18 protein-coding genes, 2 pseudogenes and 1 riboswitch are annotated in these 24,473 nt (G+C 62.6%); of the genes and pseudogenes, 7 read left to right on the top strand and 13 right to left on the bottom strand.

Features of this window, described 5'->3' with window-relative positions; genetic code table 11:
* Position 1: 1 nt before the first annotated feature.
* The 6 genes from E3T61_RS21050 to E3T61_RS21025 all read right to left on the bottom strand — a co-directional run bounded on the left by E3T61_RS21050 (position 2) and on the right by E3T61_RS21025 (position 7,859).
* Positions 2 to 3,121 carry a glycoside hydrolase family 3 protein gene (locus tag E3T61_RS21050; RefSeq protein WP_134642786.1) on the bottom strand — a complete coding sequence of 1,040 codons (3,120 nt, stop codon included), beginning with the start codon at positions 3,119 to 3,121 and terminating at the stop codon, positions 2 to 4.
* Between the two features lie 177 nt (positions 3,122 to 3,298).
* Positions 3,299 to 4,630 (bottom strand): ATP-binding protein, encoded by a 1,332-nt coding sequence (locus E3T61_RS21045; RefSeq protein ID WP_134642785.1) that lies wholly within the window; start codon positions 4,628 to 4,630, stop codon positions 3,299 to 3,301.
* Positions 4,620 to 5,333, bottom strand: coding sequence for a LytR/AlgR family response regulator transcription factor (locus E3T61_RS21040; protein ID WP_134642784.1), 714 nt, complete (start codon positions 5,331 to 5,333; stop codon positions 4,620 to 4,622). The genes E3T61_RS21045 and E3T61_RS21040 overlap by 11 nt, the downstream gene beginning before the upstream one ends.
* A gap of 572 nt (positions 5,334 to 5,905) precedes the next feature.
* Positions 5,906 to 6,091: a DUF1016 domain-containing protein gene (locus tag E3T61_RS22035; RefSeq protein ID WP_166793351.1), complete on the bottom strand. Its 186-nt coding sequence runs from the start codon at positions 6,089 to 6,091 to the stop codon at positions 5,906 to 5,908.
* 451 nt (positions 6,092 to 6,542) lie between these two features.
* Positions 6,543 to 7,577 carry a PDDEXK nuclease domain-containing protein gene (locus E3T61_RS21030; protein WP_134642782.1) on the bottom strand — a complete coding sequence of 345 codons (1,035 nt, stop codon included), beginning with the start codon at positions 7,575 to 7,577 and terminating at the stop codon, positions 6,543 to 6,545.
* Between the two features lie 27 nt (positions 7,578 to 7,604).
* Positions 7,605 to 7,859, bottom strand: a complete 255-nt coding sequence (locus E3T61_RS21025; protein ID WP_134642781.1) for a hypothetical protein — start codon at positions 7,857 to 7,859, stop codon at positions 7,605 to 7,607.
* A 439-nt stretch (positions 7,860 to 8,298) separates the two neighbouring features.
* On the opposite strand from E3T61_RS21025, the gene mobF reads away from it, so the two are divergent.
* Entirely contained in the window at positions 8,299 to 12,111 is a 3,813-nt protein-coding gene (mobF, locus tag E3T61_RS21020) for a MobF family relaxase (RefSeq protein ID WP_241992737.1), read from the top strand.
* A 164-nt stretch (positions 12,112 to 12,275) separates the two neighbouring features.
* Positions 12,276 to 13,079, top strand: coding sequence for a PDDEXK nuclease domain-containing protein (locus E3T61_RS21015; protein ID WP_338145554.1), 804 nt, complete (start codon positions 12,276 to 12,278; stop codon positions 13,077 to 13,079).
* Positions 13,080 to 13,138: 59 nt separating this feature from the next.
* Here the strand turns inward: E3T61_RS21015 and istB (E3T61_RS21010) are convergent, their stop codons facing one another.
* The 6 genes from istB (E3T61_RS21010) to E3T61_RS20980 all read right to left on the bottom strand — a co-directional run bounded on the left by istB (E3T61_RS21010) (position 13,139) and on the right by E3T61_RS20980 (position 19,299).
* On the bottom strand, positions 13,139 to 13,903 hold the full coding sequence (gene istB, locus E3T61_RS21010) for an IS21-like element helper ATPase IstB (RefSeq protein WP_134642778.1): 765 nt from the start codon (positions 13,901 to 13,903) through the stop codon (positions 13,139 to 13,141).
* Positions 13,900 to 14,772 carry a Mu transposase domain-containing protein gene (locus E3T61_RS21005; RefSeq protein ID WP_134642777.1) on the bottom strand — a complete coding sequence of 291 codons (873 nt, stop codon included), beginning with the start codon at positions 14,770 to 14,772 and terminating at the stop codon, positions 13,900 to 13,902. Before E3T61_RS21005 ends, istB (E3T61_RS21010) begins: the two co-directional genes overlap by 4 nt.
* Before the next feature lie 131 nt (positions 14,773 to 14,903).
* Positions 14,904 to 15,683, bottom strand: a complete 780-nt coding sequence (gene istB, locus E3T61_RS21000) for an IS21-like element helper ATPase IstB (RefSeq protein ID WP_134642776.1) — start codon at positions 15,681 to 15,683, stop codon at positions 14,904 to 14,906.
* Complete coding sequence (gene istA / locus E3T61_RS20995) at positions 15,680 to 17,206, bottom strand: IS21 family transposase (protein ID WP_134642775.1); 1,527 nt, start codon at positions 17,204 to 17,206, stop codon at positions 15,680 to 15,682. The genes istB (E3T61_RS21000) and istA overlap by 4 nt, the downstream gene beginning before the upstream one ends.
* Before the next feature lie 190 nt (positions 17,207 to 17,396).
* Positions 17,397 to 17,783 (bottom strand): helix-turn-helix domain-containing protein, encoded by a 387-nt coding sequence (locus E3T61_RS20990; protein WP_134642774.1) that lies wholly within the window; start codon positions 17,781 to 17,783, stop codon positions 17,397 to 17,399.
* Positions 17,784 to 18,264: 481 nt separating this feature from the next.
* A complete protein-coding gene (locus E3T61_RS20980; protein WP_134642773.1) occupies positions 18,265 to 19,299 on the bottom strand; it encodes a hypothetical protein in 1,035 nt (344 codons plus the stop codon).
* Between the two features lie 537 nt (positions 19,300 to 19,836).
* Here E3T61_RS20980 and E3T61_RS22440 point away from each other — a divergent pair.
* Both E3T61_RS22440 and E3T61_RS20970 read left to right on the top strand, forming a co-directional pair.
* Positions 19,837 to 20,745 (top strand): helix-turn-helix transcriptional regulator, encoded by a 909-nt coding sequence (locus tag E3T61_RS22440; RefSeq protein WP_241992732.1) that lies wholly within the window; start codon positions 19,837 to 19,839, stop codon positions 20,743 to 20,745.
* A 367-nt stretch (positions 20,746 to 21,112) separates the two neighbouring features.
* Positions 21,113 to 21,571, top strand: a pseudogene (locus E3T61_RS20970) (recombinase family protein); the annotation flags it as partial.
* Positions 21,572 to 21,685: 114 nt separating this feature from the next.
* On the opposite strand, the gene E3T61_RS20965 reads toward E3T61_RS20970, so the two are convergent.
* Complete coding sequence (locus tag E3T61_RS20965) at positions 21,686 to 22,255, bottom strand: PepSY domain-containing protein (protein WP_134642772.1); 570 nt, start codon at positions 22,253 to 22,255, stop codon at positions 21,686 to 21,688.
* A gap of 88 nt (positions 22,256 to 22,343) precedes the next feature.
* Between E3T61_RS20965 and E3T61_RS20960 the strand changes: the two are divergent.
* From E3T61_RS20960 to E3T61_RS20950, 3 genes and pseudogenes are all read left to right on the top strand, one after another.
* Positions 22,344 to 22,601, top strand: a pseudogene (locus E3T61_RS20960) (IS110 family transposase); the annotation flags it as partial.
* 118 nt (positions 22,602 to 22,719) lie between these two features.
* A riboswitch (cyclic di-GMP riboswitch) is annotated at positions 22,720 to 22,796 on the top strand.
* A 20-nt stretch (positions 22,797 to 22,816) separates the two neighbouring features.
* Positions 22,817 to 23,353 carry a hypothetical protein gene (locus tag E3T61_RS20955; RefSeq protein WP_134642771.1) on the top strand — a complete coding sequence of 179 codons (537 nt, stop codon included), beginning with the start codon at positions 22,817 to 22,819 and terminating at the stop codon, positions 23,351 to 23,353.
* A 72-nt stretch (positions 23,354 to 23,425) separates the two neighbouring features.
* Complete coding sequence (locus tag E3T61_RS20950) at positions 23,426 to 24,466, top strand: COG1361 family protein (protein ID WP_134642770.1); 1,041 nt, start codon at positions 23,426 to 23,428, stop codon at positions 24,464 to 24,466.
* The last annotated feature ends 7 nt before the right edge of the window (positions 24,467 to 24,473 follow it).

The raw sequence follows: 24,473 nt of genomic DNA, 5'->3' as shown, positions 1-24,473 counted from the left end.
TTCAGTTTGCTCCCTTCATCCCTCGGGACGAGCGCACTGCCGTCACCGTGTAGCCGCCGGCACCGATCAGCAGAATGAGTACGCCTAGACCGATCGTGGACCCATACGCCACACGCCACCCCGTCATGACATCAACGGTGCGTGTCGTCGAGTTGACACCGTTCATTGCGGCGGAATTCGCCAAGGCATATAGCGTGTTATGCGCGGCATCTTTCACCGCCAGCAGCAGATCTCGATCTCCTGCGATCGCGTCGGCAGTCCAGTAGTCAATGCCCTCGACTTTGAAGCCACAAAACGCGGTTGTTCCGGCCAGCAACGATTCTTTGGGAGCCGCCAACGGAGTGACACCGGTGAAGTCCGTAACGTTGTAGCCCAGAAAGCCCCATTCGTTTCGGAGAATATCGACCATAACGCCCGTGTTAGCGCTGGCTGCAATGGCTCCAATGCGGTTGTACGAAGTCATGATGCCACGTGCCTTATCGAGGTAGGTACCGTCCCTTTCAGGGTCGGCGACGAAAGACGCCGGCTTACCCTTCGCCTCCACCGCCTGCTGTACGTTGCGCAATTCGAGCTCGCGCGCTTTCTGCTCAGACATGAACACCGCGACGCCCTTCCGGTTGATCTCCTGATCGTTGAAAGCGACGTGCTTGATGTTGACTAGCGTGCCCTTCGACTGAGCACCCTGAACGACGGCAGAACCGATAAAGCCCGAGAGGATCGGGTCTTCGGAGTAGTACTCCACCCCGCGAGAGTTATACGCGTGGCGGTGTAGATTCATGCCCGGACCCCCCATGACTGGCAAGTTGAGAGACAGTGTGCTCTCGCCGAGAATCAACTCCCCGTAGCGATAGGACAGCTCTTTGTTCCAGGCGTAAGCGAGGTTGACGGCTGATGGCGCAACACGCATGCCGGTGTCGTACTCGTCGGCGTCTTCCCAGGGGTCGCCCTGGTATTGCCCCTCCTTCAGATAATGGGAGTCGGAGCCACCGGGTCCATCGTCAAAACCCGTCTGTAGCAGCCCGACCGATTCGATTGCGTCCACGTTGTGGAACGCGTTCGCTGCGTGGTCGAGAAACTCCTGCACGTCCAGCTTGTTCAGGAGCTCGTCCCAGCGCGGATCATCGAAGCTCGCGCCCTTCAGGTCGTTGAGCTCGAGATCGCTGGTGGTGTCATTGAAGATGATGTCTGACGTGTCTTCATTCGTCTTCAGCGGGATGATGTCGTTGCGAAGTACACGCGAGACCGCCTCGTTGGCCTCGATTGCGGCGTAGGTCTCGGGGAACGTGCCATTCCAGTCGCTGCGCGTCAGGTAGGTCACGGCACCAGGCTCAAAGGAGTTGTAGTCCATCGCCGAATCGCCCTCGCTCAGGCTGTTCGTGATCTCTACGCCTGTTGAGCTCACAGAGAAAGTGTCGGCATCAACCTCGCCGTCCCACGTCCAGCTGTAAGCCTTCGCTTCGTCACCGTCAGCGGTCATGCCGTCGGCAGTCGAGTAGCCCTGAGCCGCGAGCTTATTGTTGAGCGCTTCGTGCGCATCATCTCCGATTGAGATGATGTATTGCCCCGGGTCGACGATGTAGGTAGCCGCCGACTTAGAGTCATAGCTGGCGAGATTGTTCAGGTCGAGATTGATCTTTATGGTTTGAGATTCGCCCGGTTCGAGGGTCGTTGTCTTCTCGAAGTCCAGAAGCTGGATCGCTGACTTCTCAACGCCGTTCTCGATGTCGTAGTCCGTGTAGGGGGCCGCTCCATACACTTGCACCACGTCCTTCGCGGCCACGTCGCCGGTGTTGGTGACCGTTACTGTGGCCGTCGCGGAGCGCTTGTCGCCCTGCACGTTCACCTCGTCGAGGGATTGCTCGAACTCGGTGTAGCTCAGACCATATCCAAAGGGATAGACCATCTCGTTCGAGTAGTTCCAGGTGCCGTCGGTTTCTGCGACGGTCCCATCGGCGTTCGCATAAGTTCCGGCTGATGCCTCCGTGCCACCGTTGCCCATCACGATGTCCGCATAGCGCGTCTCGTAGTAGCGATATCCGGTATAGATTCCCTCGGCCTGGATCAGGTACGAGTTGACGCTGTCCTCTTCTGCGAAGTCGCTCGCATTGGCCCACGGAATGTCGCCATAATTCGCCATAGCGGGAGCAAGAGCTGTGTTCTTGGCCATCGCGTCGCCGAGATGCGCCGACGGCGCAACTGCACCAGTCAGAACGTCCGCGACGCTGTAAAACCCGTAGGCGCCGGGGAAGCCGATCCACAGGATCGAATCGATCTCGGGGTCATCCTGGAGCTCTGCGATCTCCATAGGGTTCACCGAGTTCACCAAGACAACAACTTTGTCGAAGTTGGCTTTTGCCTCTTCCACAATCTCACGCTCTTCGACTGAGAGGGAGAGAATGTTGCCGGTGGTCGTGCTGACGCCGTCTGCGAGACCTCCGTCGCCGGCGACATAGCCCTGACCGTTTTCGCCTGCGGACCGCCCAACTACGACGATCGCCGCATCCGAATACTCTTCAAAATCCGCGCGGTAATCCGGGTTGAGCGCCGAAAGATCGTCTAGAGAGAACTCATGCGGGTCATCGTATGCCGTGATCTCGGCGTACTCGGGCGTGATTCCCGAGCCGTATCGAGATTCCACCCACTTTTTGTCGGCGAAGTACGACTCGTATGTAGTCAGCATGGATGGGTTGAGCTTCAAGCCCTTTTCCGCGAACGCGTCGGAGATTTTTACGACGGAGAATCCATCGGTGATGCTCCCACCCGAGCTGCCGTAGATCGGGGCGTAGCTACGAACCCCCAGCATTGTGATCTTTGATTTTTCTGCAAGTGGGAGCACGCCACTTTCGTTCTTAAGCAAGGAGAACGTTTCGTTCGCTTCCTCCTGCGCGAACGCGCTTAGACCCTCGTAAGCCTGCTCAGCGCTCTTGAACTCGGACTCGTAGATCCAGGAGTCCTTGTCGTTTGCCAGTTTGTCTGATTCGGTGATCTGACTGCGAGTGCCGAAGAACTGGTCAACAGCAGAGCGGTACGTCTCCAGCACTTGCCCCGTCACTGAAGCGAGCATTACGAGGATCACCCCTATGGCTACGAAACCACGCCATTTGTTCACGGTCCGGAACATCTTTGTTCTCCTTAACGATGCCGAAATTCCTCGGGCAACATCGACGCCCGCGGTCGGATAGCGCCGATGATCGGCGTTCTTATCGCTTCACGATATGCAGGAGCCGGAGGATTCTCGGCTGCGGGATCATGACAGGTCGTTTTTACGCATCGAACGACTATCTGTGTCTGGTCGAGCTCAGACGGTATTCGTCATCGGTGTGTTCTGGCTCTCGGCGACGGGCAGCAGGAGGGTGAGCGTGAACACTCCATCTTTGGCGGTCACGGCCATCGTGCCACCGTACTTATCTGTGATCATTCGCACAGACCGCATCCCGAAGCCGTGATACCGTGTGTCGCTCTTCGTCGTGACGGGAAGTCCGTTCTTGAAGCTACGCTCCCCTAGGTATGCGTTCTCAACCTGGACGGCGATGAGCCCCTTGCGCTGGCGGACACGCAGAGCGATATAGCGGTGAGCGGGGTCAGCAACGTTAGCAACCGCTTCCATCGCGTTATCCAACGCATTCCCGAAAAGTGAATAGACGTCTCCGGGTCGCATGAAACCCAGCAGTCCGCCGTCCACGATGCGGTCGAAATGGATGCCGCGAAGCTCGCAGAGCAGGAGTTTCTCCGCCAGCAAGACGTCCAAAGTTTCGTTCCCAGTGCGGGCGGCCGCGTCGTAGATGCTGACCAGTGCGCGTAGTTCATCGATCTCGTCCTGCGGAATGCGGTCGCCGAGCCTCCCGATCTGTTTCTTCAGGTCATGCGTCTTGAGGTTGATGAGATCGATGGTTTCCTTTGAGCCTTCCATCTGCGTCTTCTGCTGATGCAGCAGGTGCCGAAGGATCTCAGAATCGTGCTCTGCGGATTGTCGCTGCACGATCGCTGTGGTCAGGGCGAGCAGGAACGCGCAAGTGACAAGGTCCAGGGGGAAGTAGACGGCGGCCAGGCTGATCGAGTGCTCCGTGCCGAATTCATCGAAGAGATGAGTGAAGACGTTCACGCTGGCGAGCATCGCGATGAGCAACATGAGGACGGAACCGCTGCGCATTTCCTCTGTGCTGTGGCGATTTATGGGGCGTGCGAACAGCAGATAGCCGACCACGAAAAACGGTAGCAGCGCAAGGGGATACACCACCATTGCAGACCACGTGACGTTTGGGGCAGCGTACTCGACCAGCACGGTTACGATACTTGCCCCGCGAAAGGCGAAGTGTTGCATCATTGCCGCAGCAGCTAGGTAGAACATCGCTTGGCGCGCCGTGACACGCCAGCACATCATGATTGCGAACCCCGAGCACGCAATCAGCAGCAGAAACCGCGCCATATTCGCCCACATGCCGTCGGGGACCAACCCGCCCCATACAGATGACATAGCCACCAGTGTCAAACTGCTGACGGTGACCCGCTTCTCAAAGCGATCACGACGGGTGAGCCCCAAAGTGAGCATCGCGACGGAAATCAGTAGCTCGAAGATCAGACCGTTAGCCTCGAAGAAGCCAGCGAAACTCCAATCCAGCTCAGATAACATAAGCCTCGCCTAAGAACTCCGCGAGTTCGCTCATGAACGTCTTTCGGTAGCTGCGGCCGATACTCAGTCGCTCGCCACTGCTCATGGTCAGGATCATTCCTTTGACGACGGTTACGTGCTTTTGATTGACCAAATAGGCTTTAGAGCAACGAAGAAACCCCTCCCCCGAGAGCTTTCGTTCGGTGTCCTGCAGTGTGCCCGACCCATGGATTATGCCGTCCTCGGTATGCAGCAAGAGACTATGACCGCGCACCTCGATAAATTGAATATCTCGGAGGAGCACCCTACGTGTCCCCCCTTGCTGTGCAACTACAAGTGCCCCTGTGAAGTGCTGGCAGGCACGAACAGCGCGCCGCAACTTGCGTTCAAAATCCGGATAGGCGAAAGGCTTGATTATGTAGTCAAGTGCATCGACTTCGTAGCCCTTCGCGGCCAGCTGAACTATGTTCGTCACAAAGATCAGCGCGACCTGAGCATCTACCGCCCGCAGGTGCGCTGCCGCAGTCATTCCGTCCATTGTCGGCATTTCGATGTCCATAAAAACGATATCGAAGCGCGCACGGTACCCATCAAGAAATCGAGTTGCCTCGGGAAAGGCGGTGATCTCAAAATTCTCGCCCGTACGGGCCGAGTAGGTGCTAAGCGAGGCACGCAGCAGTTCTACAGCGCTCGCATCGTCATCAACAATGGCGACATTTAACATGGCTATCTTTCATCAAGGATCAAGGGCAACTCCCCTTTGCGCGTTGGCGCTGAGCGTACCTGGTCCGGCTCGCGACGGGTTTCGGCGACTGGCCTCGAATGGTGGACTACCCTACGGACACCACATGAAGAGGCAGTCATTCGCCGATCGTAGGGCAAATCTCTACACCTCGCCGGATCATCGAATCTTGATCATTCACCCGGGGGCGCTCGATCAGCGAAATCAGCAAGGAGTCTAGCGCTGCGCCGCGGATGAGAGGCGTATCGAAGTCGGATTGGTCTCTCGCTACGCGACAGAGCCGACCAAGAAGGGTTCCAACTCACCGCAGCGACCGGAGACGTCACGACCGGGACCCACGCCGCCGGCGTCTCCGGTCGGTGCGCTTCTGGTCGTTCCATAACTCGCGTTACGTCTCCAAGAGGGAGCATTCTTGTATCCGTTGCGGGACACTTCCTACCTCTCATGTTTCACGCCGGTAACCTGCCTGCGCGAACGCTGGCATGTACTTGAGGTTGAAGCGCGAAAAGCCTTTCATTCCTTGGAATTCGGCTCGCAGGTCGTCAGCTAGTTGGTCAAGCACGCCTGTGCCCAGCCGCCTTGTGCTTGGCAAGGGAAAGGGCGTTGCCGATGTTCCAGTACAGCTCTAATAGGTCTGTATTGACGCGGCGTTGGGTGCGCAGGCGGGCGCCGCGGGCGCTGGTCTTGAGCTCCTCGAGGACGAGCCGGTAGCCATCAGGTGCAAGTGAGTTGTCAGACATTAGTCGGAGCATACCTGCCCTGTGGGGTCACTTCCGAGCCTGGTTTGACCCGTCACTGGGTCCCCGCCAGCCGAAACAGTGCCCGCAGGTTTTGAGGGGATTAGTGCGACTCGCTTTACGTCGCCAGTGGTCAGCAACGCGCCGTTCGCAACCGCGACCAGGGCGATGGCGCTAAACAACCAGGCGGTATCGCTACCCCGGTGGCCTGAATCACGGTTAGCAGCGGCCCGCTCGAGTCAGCGAGGCCGAAACGATTCTCGATACTCATGAGCCAAGAGTACGGTCGTGATCCGCCATAGCCCATTCCCCCTCATTCCCCAAGCGGCACAGACCGTCTCAGTCTCAAATCTGAGGCCTTGGATGAGCGGTGCGACTCAGACTTTCGGCCCTACGCGTTGAGGCTTGGAACAGCCTTCTCCATGTCTGGATTGAGTGTCCGCGGTTGACGTCCTCAGGGCTCGTCGGGAACCCAGTCTAGGGCGGCCGCGAGCTGTTCAGCGGCGGGAAGGGCATTGCGTTCGGCGGCGGGGAGGGTGTCGTAGGAGTACGTCGAAACGGCCATCGGCGAGGTGGCGCTGCCCAGGGAGTACCTCACGGTGTGTTCGTTGCGGCTGCCGCAGATCAGGATCCCGACTGTTGGTGCGTGAGCGCTGCGGCGGAGTCGGTCGTCGACCAGGGCGACGTAGAACCCGAGCTGCCCGGCGTGTTCGGGGAGGAACTTTCCTGTCTTGAGTTCGATGACGACGTATCGCAGTTGTTCGACGTGGAAGAACAGGAGGTCGAGGTAGAAGTCGTCGCCGTCGACGTCGAAGTGGACTTGTCGGCCGACGAAGGCGAATCCGGCGCCGAGTTCGCGGAGGGTGTCGACGATGCGGTCCATGAGCGCTTGTTCGAGTTCACGTTCGGCGACATCTGCGGTGAGGTCGAGGAAGTCGAAGACGTAGGGGTCTTTAGCGAGTTGGTGGGCCAGGTCGGAGTCTGCTGGTGCGAGTTGGGTGCTGAAGTTCGAGGGTGAGGAGCCGATCCGCGCGCGGGTCTGATTCATGATCTGGTTCATCAGCACGTTGCGAGACCAGCCGTGTTCGGCTGCCGCAGCTGCGTACCATTCGCGGTCTTCGTGCGCATCGAGTTTGTCGAGGAGGACGGTGACGTGGCCCCAGGGCAATTGGCCAACAGCTTGTTGGCCAATTGGGCGCTGGTCGTTCCAGGCTTGCGCGAATGCCCGCATGTACTTCAGGTTGGAGCGCGAGAAACCCTTCATTCCTTTGAATTCGGCTCGCAGGTCGTCAGCTAGTTGATTGAGCACGCCGGTGCCCCAGCCGCCATGTGCCTGGCGGAGGGAAAGGGTGTTGCCGATGTTCCAGTACAGCTCGAGCAGGTCTGTGTTGACGCGGCGTTGTGCCCGCCGGCGGGCGGCGCGGACACGAATTTTGAGTTCCTCGAGGACGAGCCGATAGTCATCAGGTGCAAGTGAGTTGTCAGACATTAGTCGGAGCATACCTGCCCGGTCGGGTCACACCCGCGCCTGGTCCGACCCGTCACCGAGCCCGCTGCCGGCCGGAACAGTGCCCACAGGATTTGCGAGGACTGGCGCGGCTCGCTTGACGTCGCGTGTGGCGATGCCGAGACGCCCCGCAACTTCGGTGCGGGACGCACCAGCGGTCAGCATCTCGCCAATGGTTCGGGCCGCACTGGCCCGCCGGTCGGCGGTGTTCTTCTCGGACTGCGCACGGATACGCACGATTTCCTTCTCCGCCAGCGCGTTCACTTCTTCGATCTGCTCGAGGTAGGTGAAGTAATCGACGGCCAGAGATTCTAGTTTGTCCTCGCGCTCACGGAACTGCGCGGACTTCTCGCGGGCGAGCTGCCGGGCGGCGGTCAGTTTTGAGGACTTGCGTGCTTCGGCGATGGGGTCCCCCTCAGTTGGTCAGTTTTCCATTATGCAGGCAAGGCCCGCGGCCGCAAAAGCCGCCCGGTAGGGAGTAGCTAAGACACAAAATGAGGTCACCAACCGCAGAGTGCCCGGCCGTTGCTTTTCGACCGCGTTTACTGTGCTCTCCTCGTTCCTCGTCGGCTCCGTGCACTCCCAGCGGTCTCAAAGCACAGCCGCAGTCTCTTCGAGCCTGGCCACTTTCATTCCTCATTCTTCGTCAATCAATCTGTCACACCTCTGGCATTAGTAATCAACGAGGTAAAGTGAGCGTGTGATGACCATGCATATCCTCTCCGCGGGAGACGGGTATGTGTACTACACGAGCGAGACCGTGACCGGTGACGTGAAGCGCGAGAATGGCCGTGAGCTGGGTGATTACTACACCGAGGATGGCAACCCTCCTGGTGTTTGGGTCGGTGGCGGGCTGGCCGCGTTGGGTGTGTCCGGGACGGTCACCGAGGAGCAGATGAAGGCGCTCTACGGTGAAGGGTTGCACCCGGACGCCGAACGGATCATCGCCGCCGCTCAGGCGCAGGGGAAGACAGCGACCGGGGCTATCGCGGAGGCCAAGCTGGGGCGGTCGTACTACGGCTATAGCACCGGCGGCACAGACTTGAAGGACAAGATCGACGCCGGTTGCGCCGCGTTCGAGAAAGCGGAACGACGTGAACCTAACGTCGCCGAGCGGCGCGTGATCCGGGCCCGCGAGGGCGCCCTGGCGTTCCGCGAGGCCAAGGGACGTCCAGCCGCGGACAAGGAAGAGCTCGGCCGATTCATCACTGCGGCGACCCGGCCGACGCAGCAAGCCGTCGCCGGATTCGACCTGGTCTTCTCCCCTGCGAAGAGCGTGTCTGTGCTCTGGGGGCTGGGTGACGAGCCCACCCGGAAGGCGATCGAGGCCGCGCAGGCTGTCGCTATCGCTGACACGGTGAAGTACCTCGAGCGGGAGGCTGTCGCCACCCGCGCCGGCGCGAACGGCGTCGCACAGATCGACGTCGAGGGCGGTCTTATCGCAACCCTGTTCCGCCATTACGATTCCCGCAACGGCGACCCGCAGCTGCACGATCACTTGGTCGTCGCGAACAAGGTCAGGGGCGTCGATGGCAAGTGGCGGACGCTTGATTCCAAGCTTCTCCATCGTCAGGGTGTTGCCGCTTCTGAGTTCTACAATCAACGCGTCATGGATGAGGTCACCGGCACCCTGGGCCTGGCCACGGAGTTGCGTGAAGTTACCCCGGGCAAGCGTCCCGTGGTCGAGATCGCGGGTATCGACGAGCGCCTCACGTCGCAGTTCTCGACCCGGTCTGCGGATATCAAGAAGGCTGTTGGTCAGCTCGAGAAGGACTACCGGGCCAGCCACGGCCGTTCCCCCGACGCGACCGCACGCATCAAGCTCGCCCAGCAGGCCACCCTCGACACCCGCCCGCAAAAGCTCCACGCCCGGTCCCTCGCTGCACTGCGCACTGAGTGGGCGGCGAAGGGCACTGAACGCGTCGGCGCAGCCACCATCCGAAACCTCCTGCCGGACGCCCGTGCCGCAGCACGTGCCACGGAGGAGGCGAGGACCGGGCCGTGCCTGGTCGACCTCGACCGTGCTGCTCGCGAGGTCGTCGCGACGGTGTCGGAGCACCACGCGGTCTGGGGTCCGCACATGATCGAAGCCGAAGCCCGCCGCTGGGTCCAGAACGAAACCAGCCACGGCTCCGTGCCCGCCGGCACCGTGGAGCAGATCACTCGGCGAGCGTTGGAGACGGACTCGATCGCGGTCACCCCGCCGGCCCCGCACGGTGCGTTCCAGCCGCTGACCCGTCGGGACGGGGTGAGCATTTACGAGCACAAGGGCCGCATGCTCTTCACCTCCACCGGGCTACTGGCCGCCGAAGACACCCTGCTTGCGGCTGCCCGAACCCGGTCAATCGCACCGGTGACCCTGGCCGAGTTCGACCGGACCGCCGCTGCGCACAGCGGCCCACTTGACGCCGGCCAGCGGGCCCTCGCTCGGGAGTTCACGACGTCGGGCACGCTGCTGGTCGTTGGGACTGGTCCTGCAGGTGCGGGTAAGACAACCGCGCTGGCGTTGGCTGCCCGCGCTACCGAGCACGCCGGTGGCCGGCTGATCGGGTTGGCCCCGTCCGCGACTGCAGCCACCGTGTTCCGTGACGCTGTGGGTGTGCCGGCGGCGACGATCCACTCGTTCGTCGGCGCCTACGAAACCCACGGCGACGCCACACCTGACAGCCGTCACCCAAACGAGTTGAAGCTGCGGCCGGGCGATATCGTCGTGGTCGACGAGGCGGGCATGGCCGGCACGGTCAACCTGGCGAAGGTCACCAGCATCGCTGAACGTCACGGCGCCCACGTGCGCCTGATTGGTGACGATCGGCAGCTCGCCGCCGTCGAATCCGGTGGGGCGCTGCGCCTGCTGGAACGTGAAGTTGGCTCGGTCCAACTCGAGCAGATCCACCGGTTCGCCTCTCAGGCTGAAGCAGAAGCATCCCGCCAGTTGCGCGACCCGGCCACGGTCGGTGACCCGTTCCGGTGGTATGTCGACAACGACCGCGTCACCGGCGGCAGCATCGACCGGATGAGCGACAACGTGTTCGCGGCCTGGCAGCACGACGACGAAGCCGGCAAGGATACGGTCATGCTGGCTCAGCAGAACGTGACCGTCACCGACCTCAACACGAGGGCGCAGGCGTACCGGATGGGTGCCGGCCAAGTTGCCGGGCGGACGTTCTCGCAGCTACGCGACGGTCTGGCCGCGTACCAGGGCGACCGGATCGTCACCCGGCTGAACGATGCCACCCTCCGCACCGGCCGCGGCACGGACCGGGTCAAGAACGGCGACGTCTGGACAGTTCGAAAGGTGCACGGCGACGGAGCACTTACCGTCATCCACGCCGGGCATGGCGGGCGCATTACGTTGCCGGCCGAGTACGTGCAGCGAAGCGTTGAGCTGGGCTACGCATCCACCATCCACCGCGCGCAGGGCCTGACCGCCGACACTGCCCACGTCCTGGCGGACGCGTCGACGTCGCGGGAACTTGTCTACGTCGGGCTGACCCGTGGCAAGGAAACGAATCACCTGTACGTCGAGACTGAGGATGCCCAGCCTGTGAGTGACGTTCTGGAGAGCATCGCCCGCCACAGTGCCGGCTTGCTCTCCGCGACCGAAACCATCCGCGCCGAACAAGCCCGGGTCGATGACCTGGTTACTCTCATCGACCAGTACGGCGACGTCGCCGAGCGCGCAAACACGGTCCGATTCGACCAACTCGTACATCGCACCCTCCCGGGCGCAGAGGCCACCAGCCTCACCAGCTCCGAAAGCTGGGTCGCTGTCAACGCCGCCCTGACCCGCGCCGAAACACAGGGCCTCGACGCAGCCATCGTGCTGCGGGAATCGTGGAACGAACGAGAACGCGGAACGGCCGACGATGTCGGTGCCGTTCTGTCCTACCGGATGGAACGACGCCTCGAAACGACCCGCGCCATCGACCAGGCCTCGAAACCTAACCGACCGTCCGTCCCGGCGTGGATCGCGGACCGGCGTACGCTCGACTCCCCCGGCACGGACCCCGCCTGGCGTGAACATCTCGCCGAACGCTACGAGTACCTGGCCGTACGGTTCGAAGAACGCGGAACCTCCATCGTCGCCGAACGGCCTACCTGGGCGCAGCAGCTCGGCGACGTCCCGGCCGAAGGGGCGCCGCGCGAAGAATGGGTGCGGCTCGCTGCCGAGGTCGCCGTGTTCCGCGACCGCTACCGGGTCGACCCTGCCCAAGCCGACGCCATACCCGCGGCATACCGGGAGCGTGCTGTGGGTGCGGAGCTCGCTGCCCGCGTGGCGGCGCAGCACCAGGCGCAGACCCCGAGCACCCAGTCGAACACCACAGACGCTGGCCGGCAGAAGCCCTCTACCGCGCTCGAGGCGATGCGAGCGGCGAACCGGGCCACAGCCGACAGACAGCGCGAGGCGCAGCGGGCCGCCGGCCTCACCGTCACGGCACGGCAAGTGACCCGAGGCGACCAAGCGACGCAGCGACCCGAGGATCAGCGCACCCGGGACGATGGCCGCGCACTCTAGGTCGCTGGACTCGCTGCGACGGTGGTAGGTCCCCCACTCGACCCGCGCCCAGGACAATAGGGTTATGGCCCATAGCGATGTTGTTCTCCCCGACGGCTACCCAGAAATTACTCGGTTCTCTTAAGCGCCGAGTGCACGAGACTCAACTTCGCGCTCAGCGCACGGTGAACACCCAACTCATCGAGCTGTACTGGACCATTGGTCGCGAAATTATCAGCCAGCAGGCCAGACAAGGCTGGGGCACTGGGGCACTGGGGCACTGGGGCACTGGGGCACTGGGGCACTGGGGCACTGGGGTGCTGGTCCGCCTGGCCGGGGATCTGAGAAGCGAGTTCCCCCAGATGAAAGGCTTCTCGTCGAGAAACCACCAGTACATGAGAGCCTTCGCCGTGGCCTGGCCGGAGACCGACCCAATTGTGCAACAGGCTGTTGCAGGATTGCCGTGGGGCCACATCACCGTACTGCTCGACAAGTTGGACAGCTCTGAAAGCCGCGAATGGTACGCGAGTGCGGCAGTCAAGAACGGTTGGTCCCGCAACGTGCTGCTCAACCAGATCATGAACCGCACCGTCGAGCGCACAGGCTCGGCCCCCTCGAACTTCACGGCGGAGCTGACACCCGCTGACTCGGATCTCGCCCGCCAGATCGCCAAAGACCCGTACGTATTCGACTTCCTGGAACTCACTGAGGATGCCGCCGAACGTGACCTCGAACAAGCGCTCATGGACCGCATCGTCGACACACTCCGCGAGCTGGGAACGGGGTTCGCCTTCGTCGGCCGGCAAGTACATTTCGACGTCGGCGGCGACGACTTCTACCTCGATCTGCTCTTCTTCCACGTAGAGCAGCTGCGCTACGTCGTCATCGAACTCAAAACCGGGAAATTCCAACCCGAGCACGCCGGCCAGCTCGGCTTCTACATCTCCCTCGTCGACGACAAACTCCGCAGGGCAGCCCATGCCTGTTAACGCCGACTGAAAATAGGGCCACTTCTGCCAACTGAAAACAGGGCCACCGTCGTGTGGTTCTAGTGTGCCGTAGTCGCGGTGGGTTGGTGTTGCTTGAGCCGGTAGCTGTTGCCTTTGAGGCTGATCACGTCGGCGTGGTGGACGATGCGGTCGATCATCGCGGAAGCGATGGTCAAGTCGCCGAACACGTCGCCCCAGCGGGCGAAGGGTAAGTTGCTCGTCATGACCAGCGACGCGTGTTCGTAGCGGCTCGAGACGAGTTGGAAGAACAGGTTCGCGGCGTCTTGGTCGAACGGGATGTAGCCGACTTCATCGACGATGAGCAGGCTGTATCGGCGGAGCCGGGCCAGTTCGGCGGGGAGCTTGCCCCGAGAATGAGCGTCTTGGAGGCGGCTGACCCAGCCGGTCGCGGTGTCGAAGAGGACCCGGTGGCCCGCTTTAGCGGCCTTGATGCCAATTCCGACGGCGAGGTGCGTTTTTCCGGTCCCGGGCGGGCCGAGCAGGACAACGTTCTTCGCTTCGGTCAGGAACACGCTGGTGCCCAGGTGCGCGATCAGGTTCCGGTCTGCTGACGGTTGGTGGTCGAAGTTGAAGTCTTCGAGGATCTTGTGGCCGGGGAACCGGGCGGCCTTGATCCGCAGATTGGCACCGGAGGCTTCGCGTTCAGCGACTTCTTTGGAGAGCACCGCGGCCAAGTACTCCTCGTGAGACCAACCCGCGTCGCGGGCCTGGTCGCCCAGGCGGCGGAACGCTTCACTGATCCGCGGCGCCCGCAGCGCGCGGGAGTAGTACTCGATCTGCGAGACCGCCTCCGGGCCGATCACGACGCGACCGCCAAGACGACAGGCGCGGCGTCGATGTCAACGCTGAACAGTTCGTCGTAGCGGGCCAGCGACGCCGTCTCAACGACCGGTGTCACGGCGGGCCGGTGGGCGCGTTGGGCTTGGAACTGGGCGCGGAGCTCGGCCGCTCGGGCAACAGGTTCGGGGTCGGTCACGGTCAGCTGCCGCGCCCATTTCCGCCGGTGCTGGGCGATAAGAATCCCATCGTGATGAACGGAGACGGTGTCCAGGCTCACCGTGACGTCCACGACCCGGCCGATCATGCTCGGGTCCACGGAGTAGTCGTTGCTGAACGCCCGAACGTAGTAATCGCGGGGCAACCGGACGCTGTTGCGGAACATCACCTCCGGTGCCATCGGTGGGAGCCCGCGCATCGCGGCCCGGTCGATGCTGACCAGATCGTTGGGCCGGCCGCGCCGGGACCGGGAGAGCCGGTTGTTCGCGATCGGCAGCCAGTCGGTGAGCTGTTCGTTGAAGTCGTCGGGCGAGGTGAACGTGCGACCAGACATGAAGCGGCTGCGGAAGAACTGGTTCATCCGCTCGACCATTCCCTTGGACTCGGGGTCGCGGGCCTTGAGCAGTTTGATCTGGGTGCCCAGCGTGCCGGCGAACGCGGCGGCTGGCTCGGTGAGTTTCCCGCGGCCGATGCCCGCTTCGTTGTCCCAGGTCAGCCGGGTCGGCACCGCGCCGGCTTCCTCGACCATCGACCACATTCCGCCGAGTAGATCCGGTGTCGTCCGCGTCGGGAGCATGCGGCCTTGGATGAACCCGGAGAACGTGGACGTCATCACCAGCACCGGAGGCGTGCCGGCCTGGTCATGACCCAGCGGCAGGGCCTCGTGCGGTGTCAATGGCCATTAGGAACTGCCCGTAGGCGGCCAGCAGAATTGCCCGCTGGTGGCCAGGGAAACTGCCCACTCATGGCCAACAGATCTGCCCACCTGGGTGTTGGTGGCGTTGGCCATGCGCGGTCGTGGGTGGTTTAGCTCATCTTTGTGACGCCCTTCCCGGCGAGGGCCTGGGTGAGGCGGATCGAGTCGCCCGAGGTTTGGCAGACGTGGGCGTGGTGCAGGAGCCGGTCAACGGTCGCCGTCGCGAGTGTCTTGGGCATGAGCTCGTCAAAGCCCGCCGGGTGCAGGTTCGACGAGATCGCGATGGACCGTTTTTCGTAAGCAGCATCGACGAGTCGATAGAGGCCCTCGGCGGCATCGGCACCGACTTCAAGCAGGCCGATGTCGTCGATCACGATCAGGTCAGAGCGCAGGATCCTGGCCACGACCCGGCCGACGGAGTCGTCAGCCCGGTGCGCCCTAACCAGGGCGCCGAGATCTTCGAGGCGGAACCACGCGACTCGCATGCCGGCCTCGACGACTTGCTGGCCGAGGGCCTCGAGGAAGAACGTCTTCCCGGTCCCTGACGGGCCGCAAACGACGACGTTCTCCTTCCGGCCGATCCACTCCAACGTCCGCAAAGCTTGTTGCGTGGGCACCGGGATCGAGGACGCCGACTCGTCCCAGGTATCGAACGTCTTCCCGGTCGGGAACCCCGCCGCCCGCCGCCGGGTCGCGAGCATTGACCGGGACCGGCCGGTAACTTCCTCGACGAAAAGGGCCTTGATGATCTCGGTGGGTTCCCATCGTTGCGCCCGGGCGGTCGCGATGAGCTCAGGGGCCAGGGCTCGGGCGTAGGGCATCTTCAGCTGCCGCATCAACGCTTCCAGCTCCGCTGGCAGGGCCGGTGCGGCGGCCTGGGTGACGCTCATGCGCTCTGCTCCAGCTCGTCCTCGGCGGGCTGTCCGATGGCTGCCCACCCGGCGGTGCCCTGCGCCAGCGAACTGGTCTCCGCCGCTGAGCGTGCCGGCGGACGGGTGCCGCCCGCGCTGAGTAGCGAGGCGAGATCACCGGTCGCGAACCGACCGTAAGTGGCCGCTTGGCCGAGGGCCTCGTCGACTCGGGCGGTGCCGCTGATCTTAGCTAAGGCGACGGCCTCAGCCATTTTCACGTTCATCCGCGCGGTGCCGGCCGCGGCGGCCTCGAGGAGCCAGGCGTGAGCGCCGGCGCCGATGGCCAAGAACTCGGTCTCTGCGGTGCTGCGCGGGGTGATCGTGTAGTCACCCGGGACCTTCTCCTTGTGGCCCGGGAAGTGGGCCTCGTCGAGGCGTGGGCTGCCGGGCCGGGCCCGGTGGTGCCGGGCGACCTCGACGGGGCCGTCGCTGCCGACGTGGACGATGACGACCTGCTCGTCGGCCCCAACGCCGTGGCTGCGGACGAACACCCGGGCGCCGAGCAGGTGCGCCGGAACGGAGTACTGGCCGGTCTCGAACGTGACCATCGGCGTGTTCTCCGGAACGGCCCGGGTCAGGCCCAGCGCGACGGTGTGCGCGGTGTCGGGAACCCGGTGCAGCCGGGGCCGTTCCTCCTCGAGCATCACCGCGGGCTTCCGCTTGGTGGCGCGGTGCTCCCGGTTGTTGACCTCGACCATGAACGCCTCGCAGGCCGCTTCGACCTCAGCGAACGAGGCATATTCGGGGCGCAGGTTGGTGTCTTTGGGCACGATGTCAGCCTTGGCTAGCTTCACCGACGACTCCACCCCACCCTTGGAAGCCGGGTCCGCGGGCTGGCAGGTGAGCACGGTCACGCCGTAGTGCCGAGCGAACTCGACCGTCTGTGGATTGCGCACCGGAACGCCCGCAACATGCGAGATGGTGACGGTTTTCTCGTTGTCGGTGAGGACGTAGGTCGGTGCTCCGCCGAGAATCCGGAAGGAGCGATCCAACGCTGCGAACACGCTCGGCGCCGTCCGGTCGCGCAGCGCGATCACGATGCGGAACCTGGCCCAGGCCAGCCAGGCGACGAACAACACGGTCTTCTTCCCGTCGATGACGGGGCCGTCGCCGAAGTCGTACTGCAACCACATGCCCGGCTCGGTAATCCAGGGCCGGTGCACTCGCACCTGGCCCAGCCGGAACGCGGCGCGAACCTGCGCGACCGCCCGCCGGGTCGACCGCTCCGACCCGTCATAGCCGAGGGCCCGGAGCTTCTCGTGGGCTTTGTCGGCGCGGATCTTGCCTTTGGACTTCTCGACCCATTCCTCGATCTTGGGCATAAACGGGTCCGTGACCCGGCCCCGGAACGCGGGTTCCGCGATGGGCCGGCCGGCGTCGCGGGCAGCGACGTGCCGGGCAACAGTGTGGTGCGAGCAGCCGGTGAGCTCGGCTGTGGCGCGCAACGACCCGGTCAGGTCGTAGGCAGCGAGTATTTCCATGATTTCTCCGTCAAACTTCATTCAGGGCCTCTTCCTGGGCGACTTTGATGCGACTAGACACCGTCATCAAAACCCAGGAAGGGGCTCCCGCCGTGTAACCGGGCGGGGGTTCAGAAATAGAAGTGGGCAGATCTCATGGCCACCAGCGGGCAGTTCTACTGGCCGTCAGTGGGCAGTTCCGTGGCCGCCTATGGGCAGTTTGTCATGGCCGCTAACAGTGCGGGAACCAGAGGTCGCACTGGACCTGGAACCCGGGCGGGTGAACGAGCCGATCCGCGGGGTCAGGCACCCGGTACTCGGGCCGGAGCTCGGCGACCTTCGCCCGAAACAACGACGGCGACCCGGACCAGCCCACGCGTTCGGCCGCTGTCGCGGCCGGCATGTTCGGTGTTGCCGCGAGCAACACCCTCACCTGAGCGGCGAACGCGTCGAAACTCGACCCGGTCGGCTCTCGTTGATACGTCGGCGCCCGGTCCACGGCCAACGCCCGATCAACCGTCCCCCGAGACACTCCGACAAGTCGGGCTATCTCTCTCTTCGAGCGCCTCCCTGTCGAATGCAGGTGGCGAATCTCTGCCCAATCATCCAATTTGATCACCTTCCATAGTGGTTGGTGGCCCTATTTTCAGTTGGCGTTTCTGGCCCTGTTTTCAGTTGGCGTTAACACATGCCCCCACCGTCGGCATACTGATTTGCGGAGACCGAAACGACCACACGGTTCGCTACGCACTCAGCCGGAGCGGATCACCAATGGCAGTCTCCACGTACACCTACGATGCGCTCCCCTCGACTGAACAGGACGCCCTCCCTGACGCTGACGAACTAACCGCAGCGTTGGGCTGGGACGGCTCGAGTCAATAACCCAAACAGGCATGGTTCACGCCTAGCTTGGGTCAAGGTCCTAGTGAACATCACGAACACCGCGAAAGCGTTCGATGTGACTTTCGGCGATATGTGGCGGCGTTCAGTGATCGCTATTTGGCGCATCCAACTCATTGCGTGCGCCGCTTCGGAGCAGGTGTCAGTGTCTTGTATCCCATGGGTTTCGACACTCTGAGGTTGTGCGACACCCGCCGCCGCTAGGCGTCGGAAGCGATCATCGTTGACAGGACTGCGGCAGGGATCTCGGGGGCCTTCAGCGAGAGGGCGAATTGCTTGCCGTTGGTGAGGTTGACGATGATCCCGGGTCCGGCACGGAGGATGATTGCCGATCGGCCTGGCATGAATCGGTAGCCCCAGCCGCCCCAGTGCATCGGTTCCAGAGTCTCGGTGCGAACAGACTCGATGGCGATCAACGGAATTGTCTTCAGCGAGATACCCAATATCCCTGTAACGACTTTGAGACCGCGCCAGTCCGCACTGATCCGCAGCCGCGCGAACGCCAGCATCGGTACGGAGAGGACTGCCAGGACCGCTGCGCCCCAGAGATCTTCTCCCGCTGTGCCGTCGCGCACTGCGAGGAAGAACAGAACTGCTGCGGTGACTAGGAGCGCAAGGCTAGTTAGAGCGAACAGTGGCACCGTTACGGTTGTGATCCACGCGCCAGTTTCAGCAGGTACAAAAGTGACCACCACAGCGGGCGGCTTGGGTGCATCGTCCACCCACCGATGTGCGATCAGGAAAGGGATTAGGCCGTATCCCATCAGCAACATGAGGAGCAGGGGCCACGCACCCACCTCGGGCTCGGCATTCGCGCCGGCGGAGAACGTTGAACCCGCAACCAGCAGCCAGGCGCCGCACGCCAGTCCGGCGGCGAACCCGGCCCACAGGAATGTTGTCCGACGGCTCCGGGCTGCGCCCGGACGAAGCGCGACCGTTGCCGTGACCGCCGAACCGAGGCAGATTAGCGCGACGAGGGCGATCGCGACCCACGTCGGCCACGTCGAGCTCACGCCATCGCTACCCCACTGACGGGGCAAGTTGGTCGGGAGTAAGTCCCGCCACGCTGCCCACGTTGTGGCGACAACGACCAGGGGCGCCCAGAGCGTGGACGCCGCGACGACATCACGAATGCCCGCTTGCCCCGCTTTGCGTGTATTCACGATGAGGCGCTTTCTCTCAATGAGGCTGATTGTGTAACGCAGCGGCCAGTAGTTTCGTGTGGACTGGCGCAAATCTATCCGCTCTGGGTGGCTCCGAAGATTGCTATGCCAATCACCGTTGCGGTGATGAGTGCCATGACCAGCCATCCTTGCCATGTTCGAGGTCCCCAGCCGAAGCCGATCTTCTTCGGACCGAACCATGCTTCTTTTTCGGGCAGTACGCCCCCCCTTCGCGGCCAATTGGTGTACCTGCTCGGTCCGATTCTTGCGGTAACCCTACCGCCGTGAACGCGCCTAGGCGTTCTTCTCGTGTCGATCTCTTCTGCACCTCGTTGTTCCGCAGCGGTCTTGCGGCAGAAGATGGCAAATGCCTCCCTGCCGCATATCCCATGGGATACGAGACGCTCAGGTTTGGAGACAGTTCACTTACAAGGGAGCGGCGGCAGGCCCCGACGAGGAACCTCCAACGCAGCCACGGGAAAGCGGTTCGCGGCGCCCGCCGCGGTCAAAAAAAGGATCCTCGGTCCTTCGTCGGAGAGGCATCCCCCAAAGGGAGGAATCCCTCGTTATCGACCGCGCAATCGGTGCCGCGACACCTAACGTTGGACCATGCCAAAGTCCCGCTCGCACCTTCGTCATATTCTGGAGCCATTGCTCGGGGCGGTGTTCTTTGCGGCCTGGGTAGCGCGATCGTCCAGTCAGATTGTCGGCGACGTGCCCCTGCGGTCGGAGACGTTCATCACGAACCCCTACGCCGTGTTGATCGCGCTGGGATTCGCATTGGCTATTGCGCTTTGTCGGGTGAGGCCCGGTGCCGCGCTATCTCTCACCGGTGGCCTGCTTGTCGTGCAGCTGCTGTTCTGGCCAACACGTTTCAGCCAGACAAGCTGGGTTGCCTATCTCGCGCTTGTTCTTCTGGTGATTGGAATCAGCGCGTCTGGCAAGGCCGTGATGCGTCGGTCGCTGCTTGGACTTTCGATTCTGGGAAGCGTTGTTGTCAGTGCGTTGCTCAACTTCCCGTTCCTGTCGTTATCCGGTGTGTTCGGGACAATCAACGGCAAGGAGGGCGCATCCGTCGAAGTTGTCCAAGGCTTTCTCAGCTGGACAGCCGTGGGGATTCTCCTGACTGTGGGTGCCTGGCACGTCGGGTCGCGCATTCGATCACGAACTACCAAGCCAGGGCCGGAATTGTCCGGCGAGGTTCTTCCGGATGCTGCCGGAGACAAGACCCGCACGGCCGTTATCGATTCCGAAACCCAGAGCCCGGCGTTAGGCGACATGAACTCGATTGGCGCACTGTCGTCACGCGAACGGGAGATTTTCCTCCTCGCTGCCCGCGGGCTGAGCAATAGTGACATCGCCCAGAGCGCTCACATCGGCGAGTCGACGGTGAAAACCCACCTCAGCAGCATCCTCAGCAAGCTCGGATTTACTTCTCGGTCACAGATTGTGGCCCACGCGTACCGAAACGGGCTGCTGCCTTCGTCCCAGGCACTCGACGGTTCAGCTTCGTCCTAAGGCGACCCATCAGATTGAAATGGGGTAGGGCCACATCCGCGAGCAGCGGTTCCACCGTGAGCCCGTAGCTCCAAAGGGGCGGTCGGCTGTCCAGTCTTTAGGCCTGACGCGGGACGTCGTGAACATATGGACGAGCACCCCATCCTTCTGTCTCGAAACCCTGGGGCGGCTTCAAGGGGTCGTAGCAACACCGTATGAGTGAGGTGTTGCTACGACCCCTTGAAGCCGCCTAAGATTTCCGAGACACTCGATCCCCCCATGGTCCCCACCCACAAGGTGGCGGGCCGCTCGATGTCCCATAAATGTGTCTCGCCGTAAAACGTCTCAGGCGACTGGAGAGACTGGGTTTGTGAGTCACAATGGAAGAATGAGGCCTATTGGGTACACGCGTGTGAGCACATCGAGCCAGGATGCGCAGCTGCAGCTCGACGCGCTCGTCAATGCTGGCGTGCAGAAACGCGACGTGTTCGCTGACGTCACGTCAGGAAGCAAGACCGCGATCGAGCGGCCCGGGATGAAGAAGCTCCTCGGGTACGCGGAACCTGGTGACACGGTCGTCGTGTGGCGAATCGACCGGCTCGGCCGCTCCCTCATCGACGTCCTGAACACGGTGAACCTGCTGCGCGAGCGCGGCGTCCAGGTGCGATCCATTTCGGATGGCATCGACCCGGCGACGTCGACGGGCAGGCTGATGCTGAACATGCTCGCCACCCTCGCCGAGTACGAGCGCGAACTTATCGTCGAACGCGTCAATGCCGGGATTGCCGCCGCCCGGCAGAACGGGACGCGCTTCGGTCGTCCGCTGTCCGATCCGGTCATGATCGCCATGAGATGGCCTGGGTTCGAACGCTAGGCCTCTGCACCTCACGGTCGAGGCTCCTGGTGGGAAGGCTTCTGTGCTTTCCTCGGATACCCGAGAGGCCTGAAGCAGGAGTGCGGGTTACTGACGCCCGTTGTCCAGAGTGAGGACGACGAATGAGGCGGCGAGTTCGACGTCGACGTCCTGGCCGTTATCCAGGGTGACCTCGACCTCGTAGAGGTGGTTAGCGTCATCGCTGCGATCGAATTCCGTAACGCGTCCGCTGCCGACTGCGGCCAGCGCGGCCGCTTCGGCGCTGGCCTGCTCGGCCGCAGCCTGCTCCGCAGTGGACGCGGTCGTGGCTGCAGCGCTCGGTGCAGCGGAAGCGCTCGGAACATAGCTTCCGTCATCATCGTTGTCGAAGTCGCCGACCCAGACGACGTCGAAGGACTCGTTGAGTTCAACATCGACCTCGCCGCCATTGTCGAGCCGCACAGACAGGTCATAGGCCGAGCCGCCATCATCGTTGCGCTCGGCCGTTGTCACAGTGCCGGGCCCAACCTCGGCTAGCGCAGCATTGCTGGTGCGCTCGAGTATATTGCCAGTGAGCGTGTCATCGCCCATCTCAGTGACGGCATAGGTGATGCCAACTGTACCGAGTACCAGCACTAGGCCGGCAGCGGATGCGATAATGGCGGTCTTCTTTTTCATGGGGTGTCTGTCCTCACAGCTGGTGTCCTGCTGCGTGTGACTCGAAGACGTCACGCCGAAGTGGCTGCGCTCAGTTTAGCGGGCTGGAACCCGCCACTCGGGCAGCTCCATCCGCAGTGAACACCCGTCCCGACGCGGAACCAAGATTCTCAAACGAGCGCTGTTCCTCTCGGCCTTCGCAGCGCTCCCCGTTCCCACCTCACGCGCCTACTACGACCGCAAAATCGCCCAAGGCAAACGCCACAATCAAGCCCTCGTCACCCTCGCCCGCAGGTGCCGCGACGTCCTCTACGCCATGCTCCGCGACGGCACCCTCTACCAAGCCGACCACCAACTCGCCGCTTGACAAGCACATAAGCCCCCCTAACTGGGGGTGGAGTGGATTAGCAGATCAACACAAAAATCCCCACACTGGGGTTGAGGTACAAGCGAGATTTTCTCGCTCCCGCATTCGCGGCAGGCCTCATCGAAAAAGGCAAACTCGGTGCAAGCCGGGGACGCAAAGCTACGGGACCCCCTCAGGGTTAGCCGGGCTACCGAACCGAGAGAACCCCACTCATCATGCGTACGATCACCCGTGCCTCCATCGCCCTTATCGGCGCCATTGCATTGACCGGAACCACCGCCCTCTCAGCTACCGCCGCCACGGACCCTCCCAAGGACACCGACGCAACCGTGACCGTTCAGGGAGGCGACCTTACCCTCGATGTGCCCGCAGCGCTGACTCTCAACTCGACCGGCCCAGGCGCACCAGCAACCGGGTCTCTGGGAACGGTCACCGTGACAGACGCCACAGCAAGCACCGTCGGCTGGACTGCCAGCATCACCGTCTCTGACTTCACGTCCCTGGTTGCAAATTCGCCGGTGATTCCTGCCACAGCATTCAGCTACACGGCCAGCGCAGCGACACCGACTGGAGCCGGCCAAGGCGTAGTGACTGGATCTGGTACGGTGACGGGCGGCGCGTCCTCAACCGTGCAAACCGCAACTGCCGCGGGAAACAACGCCGCGACGTGGACCGCCGAGGTCGCCCTGACCATCCCGGCGAACGCCCTTGCTGGTGACTACACAGGCACTCTGACTCACTCGCTTCTCTAGGTTGTCTCGAAGGGGTGGCGTGCGCGCCGCCCCTTCGCTTCGCTTTGCGAATCGACGACGGGCGCTCTGTCCGTGGAACCACGAAAGAGGCATGTCACATTGCGTCTATTACTCACAGTATTCACGATCGTTCTGTTGAATATTTTTGCGGCAACCTCGGTGCCCGCCGCGGGCTCGACAAGTGGCTTCACAACCCAGGAACGGACAGCCACGGCTGACGAGGGCATCGGGATCCGACTGCTCGATGTTCCCAAGGCCGCCCAGAACGACCCGCGTGCCCGTTCATACATAGTCGACAACCTGCCCCCCGGAACCACCATCGATCGTCGAGCACAGCTGGCTAACCACTCAGCTTCCCCGCTATCCGTGACGGTGTATGCCGGATCTGCCCGCATCGAATCCGGTTCCTTCATCGGCGATGAAGGAGATACCGTCAACGAGCTGACGACCTGGACCACACTTAGCGAATCCCAACTCACGCTTCAGGCCCGCGCCACAGCGGATGTGACGATAACCGTGGCGGTCCCCGGCGATGCCTCAAGCGGTGAGAGATACGCGGCCGTGTGGGCTGAAGTACGTGCCCCCAGCGACGAAGACACCACCATCATCAACGCTAGTCGAGTCGGCATTCGCATGTACGTCTCCGTCGGCGCCGGCAATGGTGAAGCCACAGACTTCTCGATTGGGACTGTGGAAGCAAGCCGGACACCGGAGGGGCTGCCACAAGTCACCGCGACACTGACAAACACTGGCGGACGCGCCCTGGACGTCGTCGGCTCGCTTACCCTAACCGAGGGCCCAAGCGGTCTCTCAGCGGGCCCGTTTCCAACTGAGAACGCCACGACCTTGGCACCGGGGGATCAAGGACAGGTGGTGGTGACACTTGAGGAAGGCTTCCCGGCAGGGCCCTGGCAGGCCGTGCTCACACTCCAAAGCGGGTTGATCGAGCATGAAGCGACTGCCGAAATCACCTTCCCCCGGGCCGGCCAAACAGTCACTCTCGCGACCGGAAACGGTCTCAACATGTGGCCAGTCGTGGTCGTCTCGCTAGGCATCCTCGTCTTCCTCACGTTTGTCACGATGATGTGGGCGCGACGCCAACGCCGGCGCTAGATGCTGA

This window comes from Cryobacterium lactosi (genome assembly GCF_004403945.1).
In the GTDB taxonomy this organism is placed as follows: Bacteria; Actinomycetota; Actinomycetes; order Actinomycetales; family Microbacteriaceae; genus Cryobacterium; species Cryobacterium lactosi.
Note: the sequence above shows the minus strand (reverse complement) of the source record. Positions and strands in the feature narration are given on the sequence as shown.

Excerpts from the sequence above, each read along its gene's own strand:
- E3T61_RS21050 (WP_134642786.1), bottom strand. The coding sequence starts at position 3,121 with ATGTTCCGGACCGTGAACAAATGGCGTGGTTTCGTAGCCATAGGGGTG.
- E3T61_RS21045 (WP_134642785.1), bottom strand. The coding sequence starts at position 4,630 with ATGTTATCTGAGCTGGATTGGAGTTTCGCTGGCTTCTTCGAGGCTAAC.
- E3T61_RS21040 (WP_134642784.1), bottom strand. The coding sequence starts at position 5,333 with ATGTTAAATGTCGCCATTGTTGATGACGATGCGAGCGCTGTAGAACTG.
- E3T61_RS22035 (WP_166793351.1), bottom strand. The coding sequence starts at position 6,091 with ATGTCTGACAACTCACTTGCACCTGATGGCTACCGGCTCGTCCTCGAG.
- E3T61_RS21030 (WP_134642782.1), bottom strand. The coding sequence starts at position 7,577 with ATGTCTGACAACTCACTTGCACCTGATGACTATCGGCTCGTCCTCGAG.
- mobF (WP_241992737.1), top strand. The coding sequence starts at position 8,299 with ATGACCATGCATATCCTCTCCGCGGGAGACGGGTATGTGTACTACACG.
- istB (WP_134642776.1), bottom strand. The coding sequence starts at position 15,683 with ATGAGCGTCACCCAGGCCGCCGCACCGGCCCTGCCAGCGGAGCTGGAA.
- istA (WP_134642775.1), bottom strand. The coding sequence starts at position 17,206 with ATGAAGTTTGACGGAGAAATCATGGAAATACTCGCTGCCTACGACCTG.
- E3T61_RS22440 (WP_241992732.1), top strand. The coding sequence starts at position 19,837 with ATGCCAAAGTCCCGCTCGCACCTTCGTCATATTCTGGAGCCATTGCTC.
- E3T61_RS20965 (WP_134642772.1), bottom strand. The coding sequence starts at position 22,255 with ATGAAAAAGAAGACCGCCATTATCGCATCCGCTGCCGGCCTAGTGCTG.
- E3T61_RS20955 (WP_134642771.1), top strand. The coding sequence starts at position 22,817 with ATGCGTACGATCACCCGTGCCTCCATCGCCCTTATCGGCGCCATTGCA.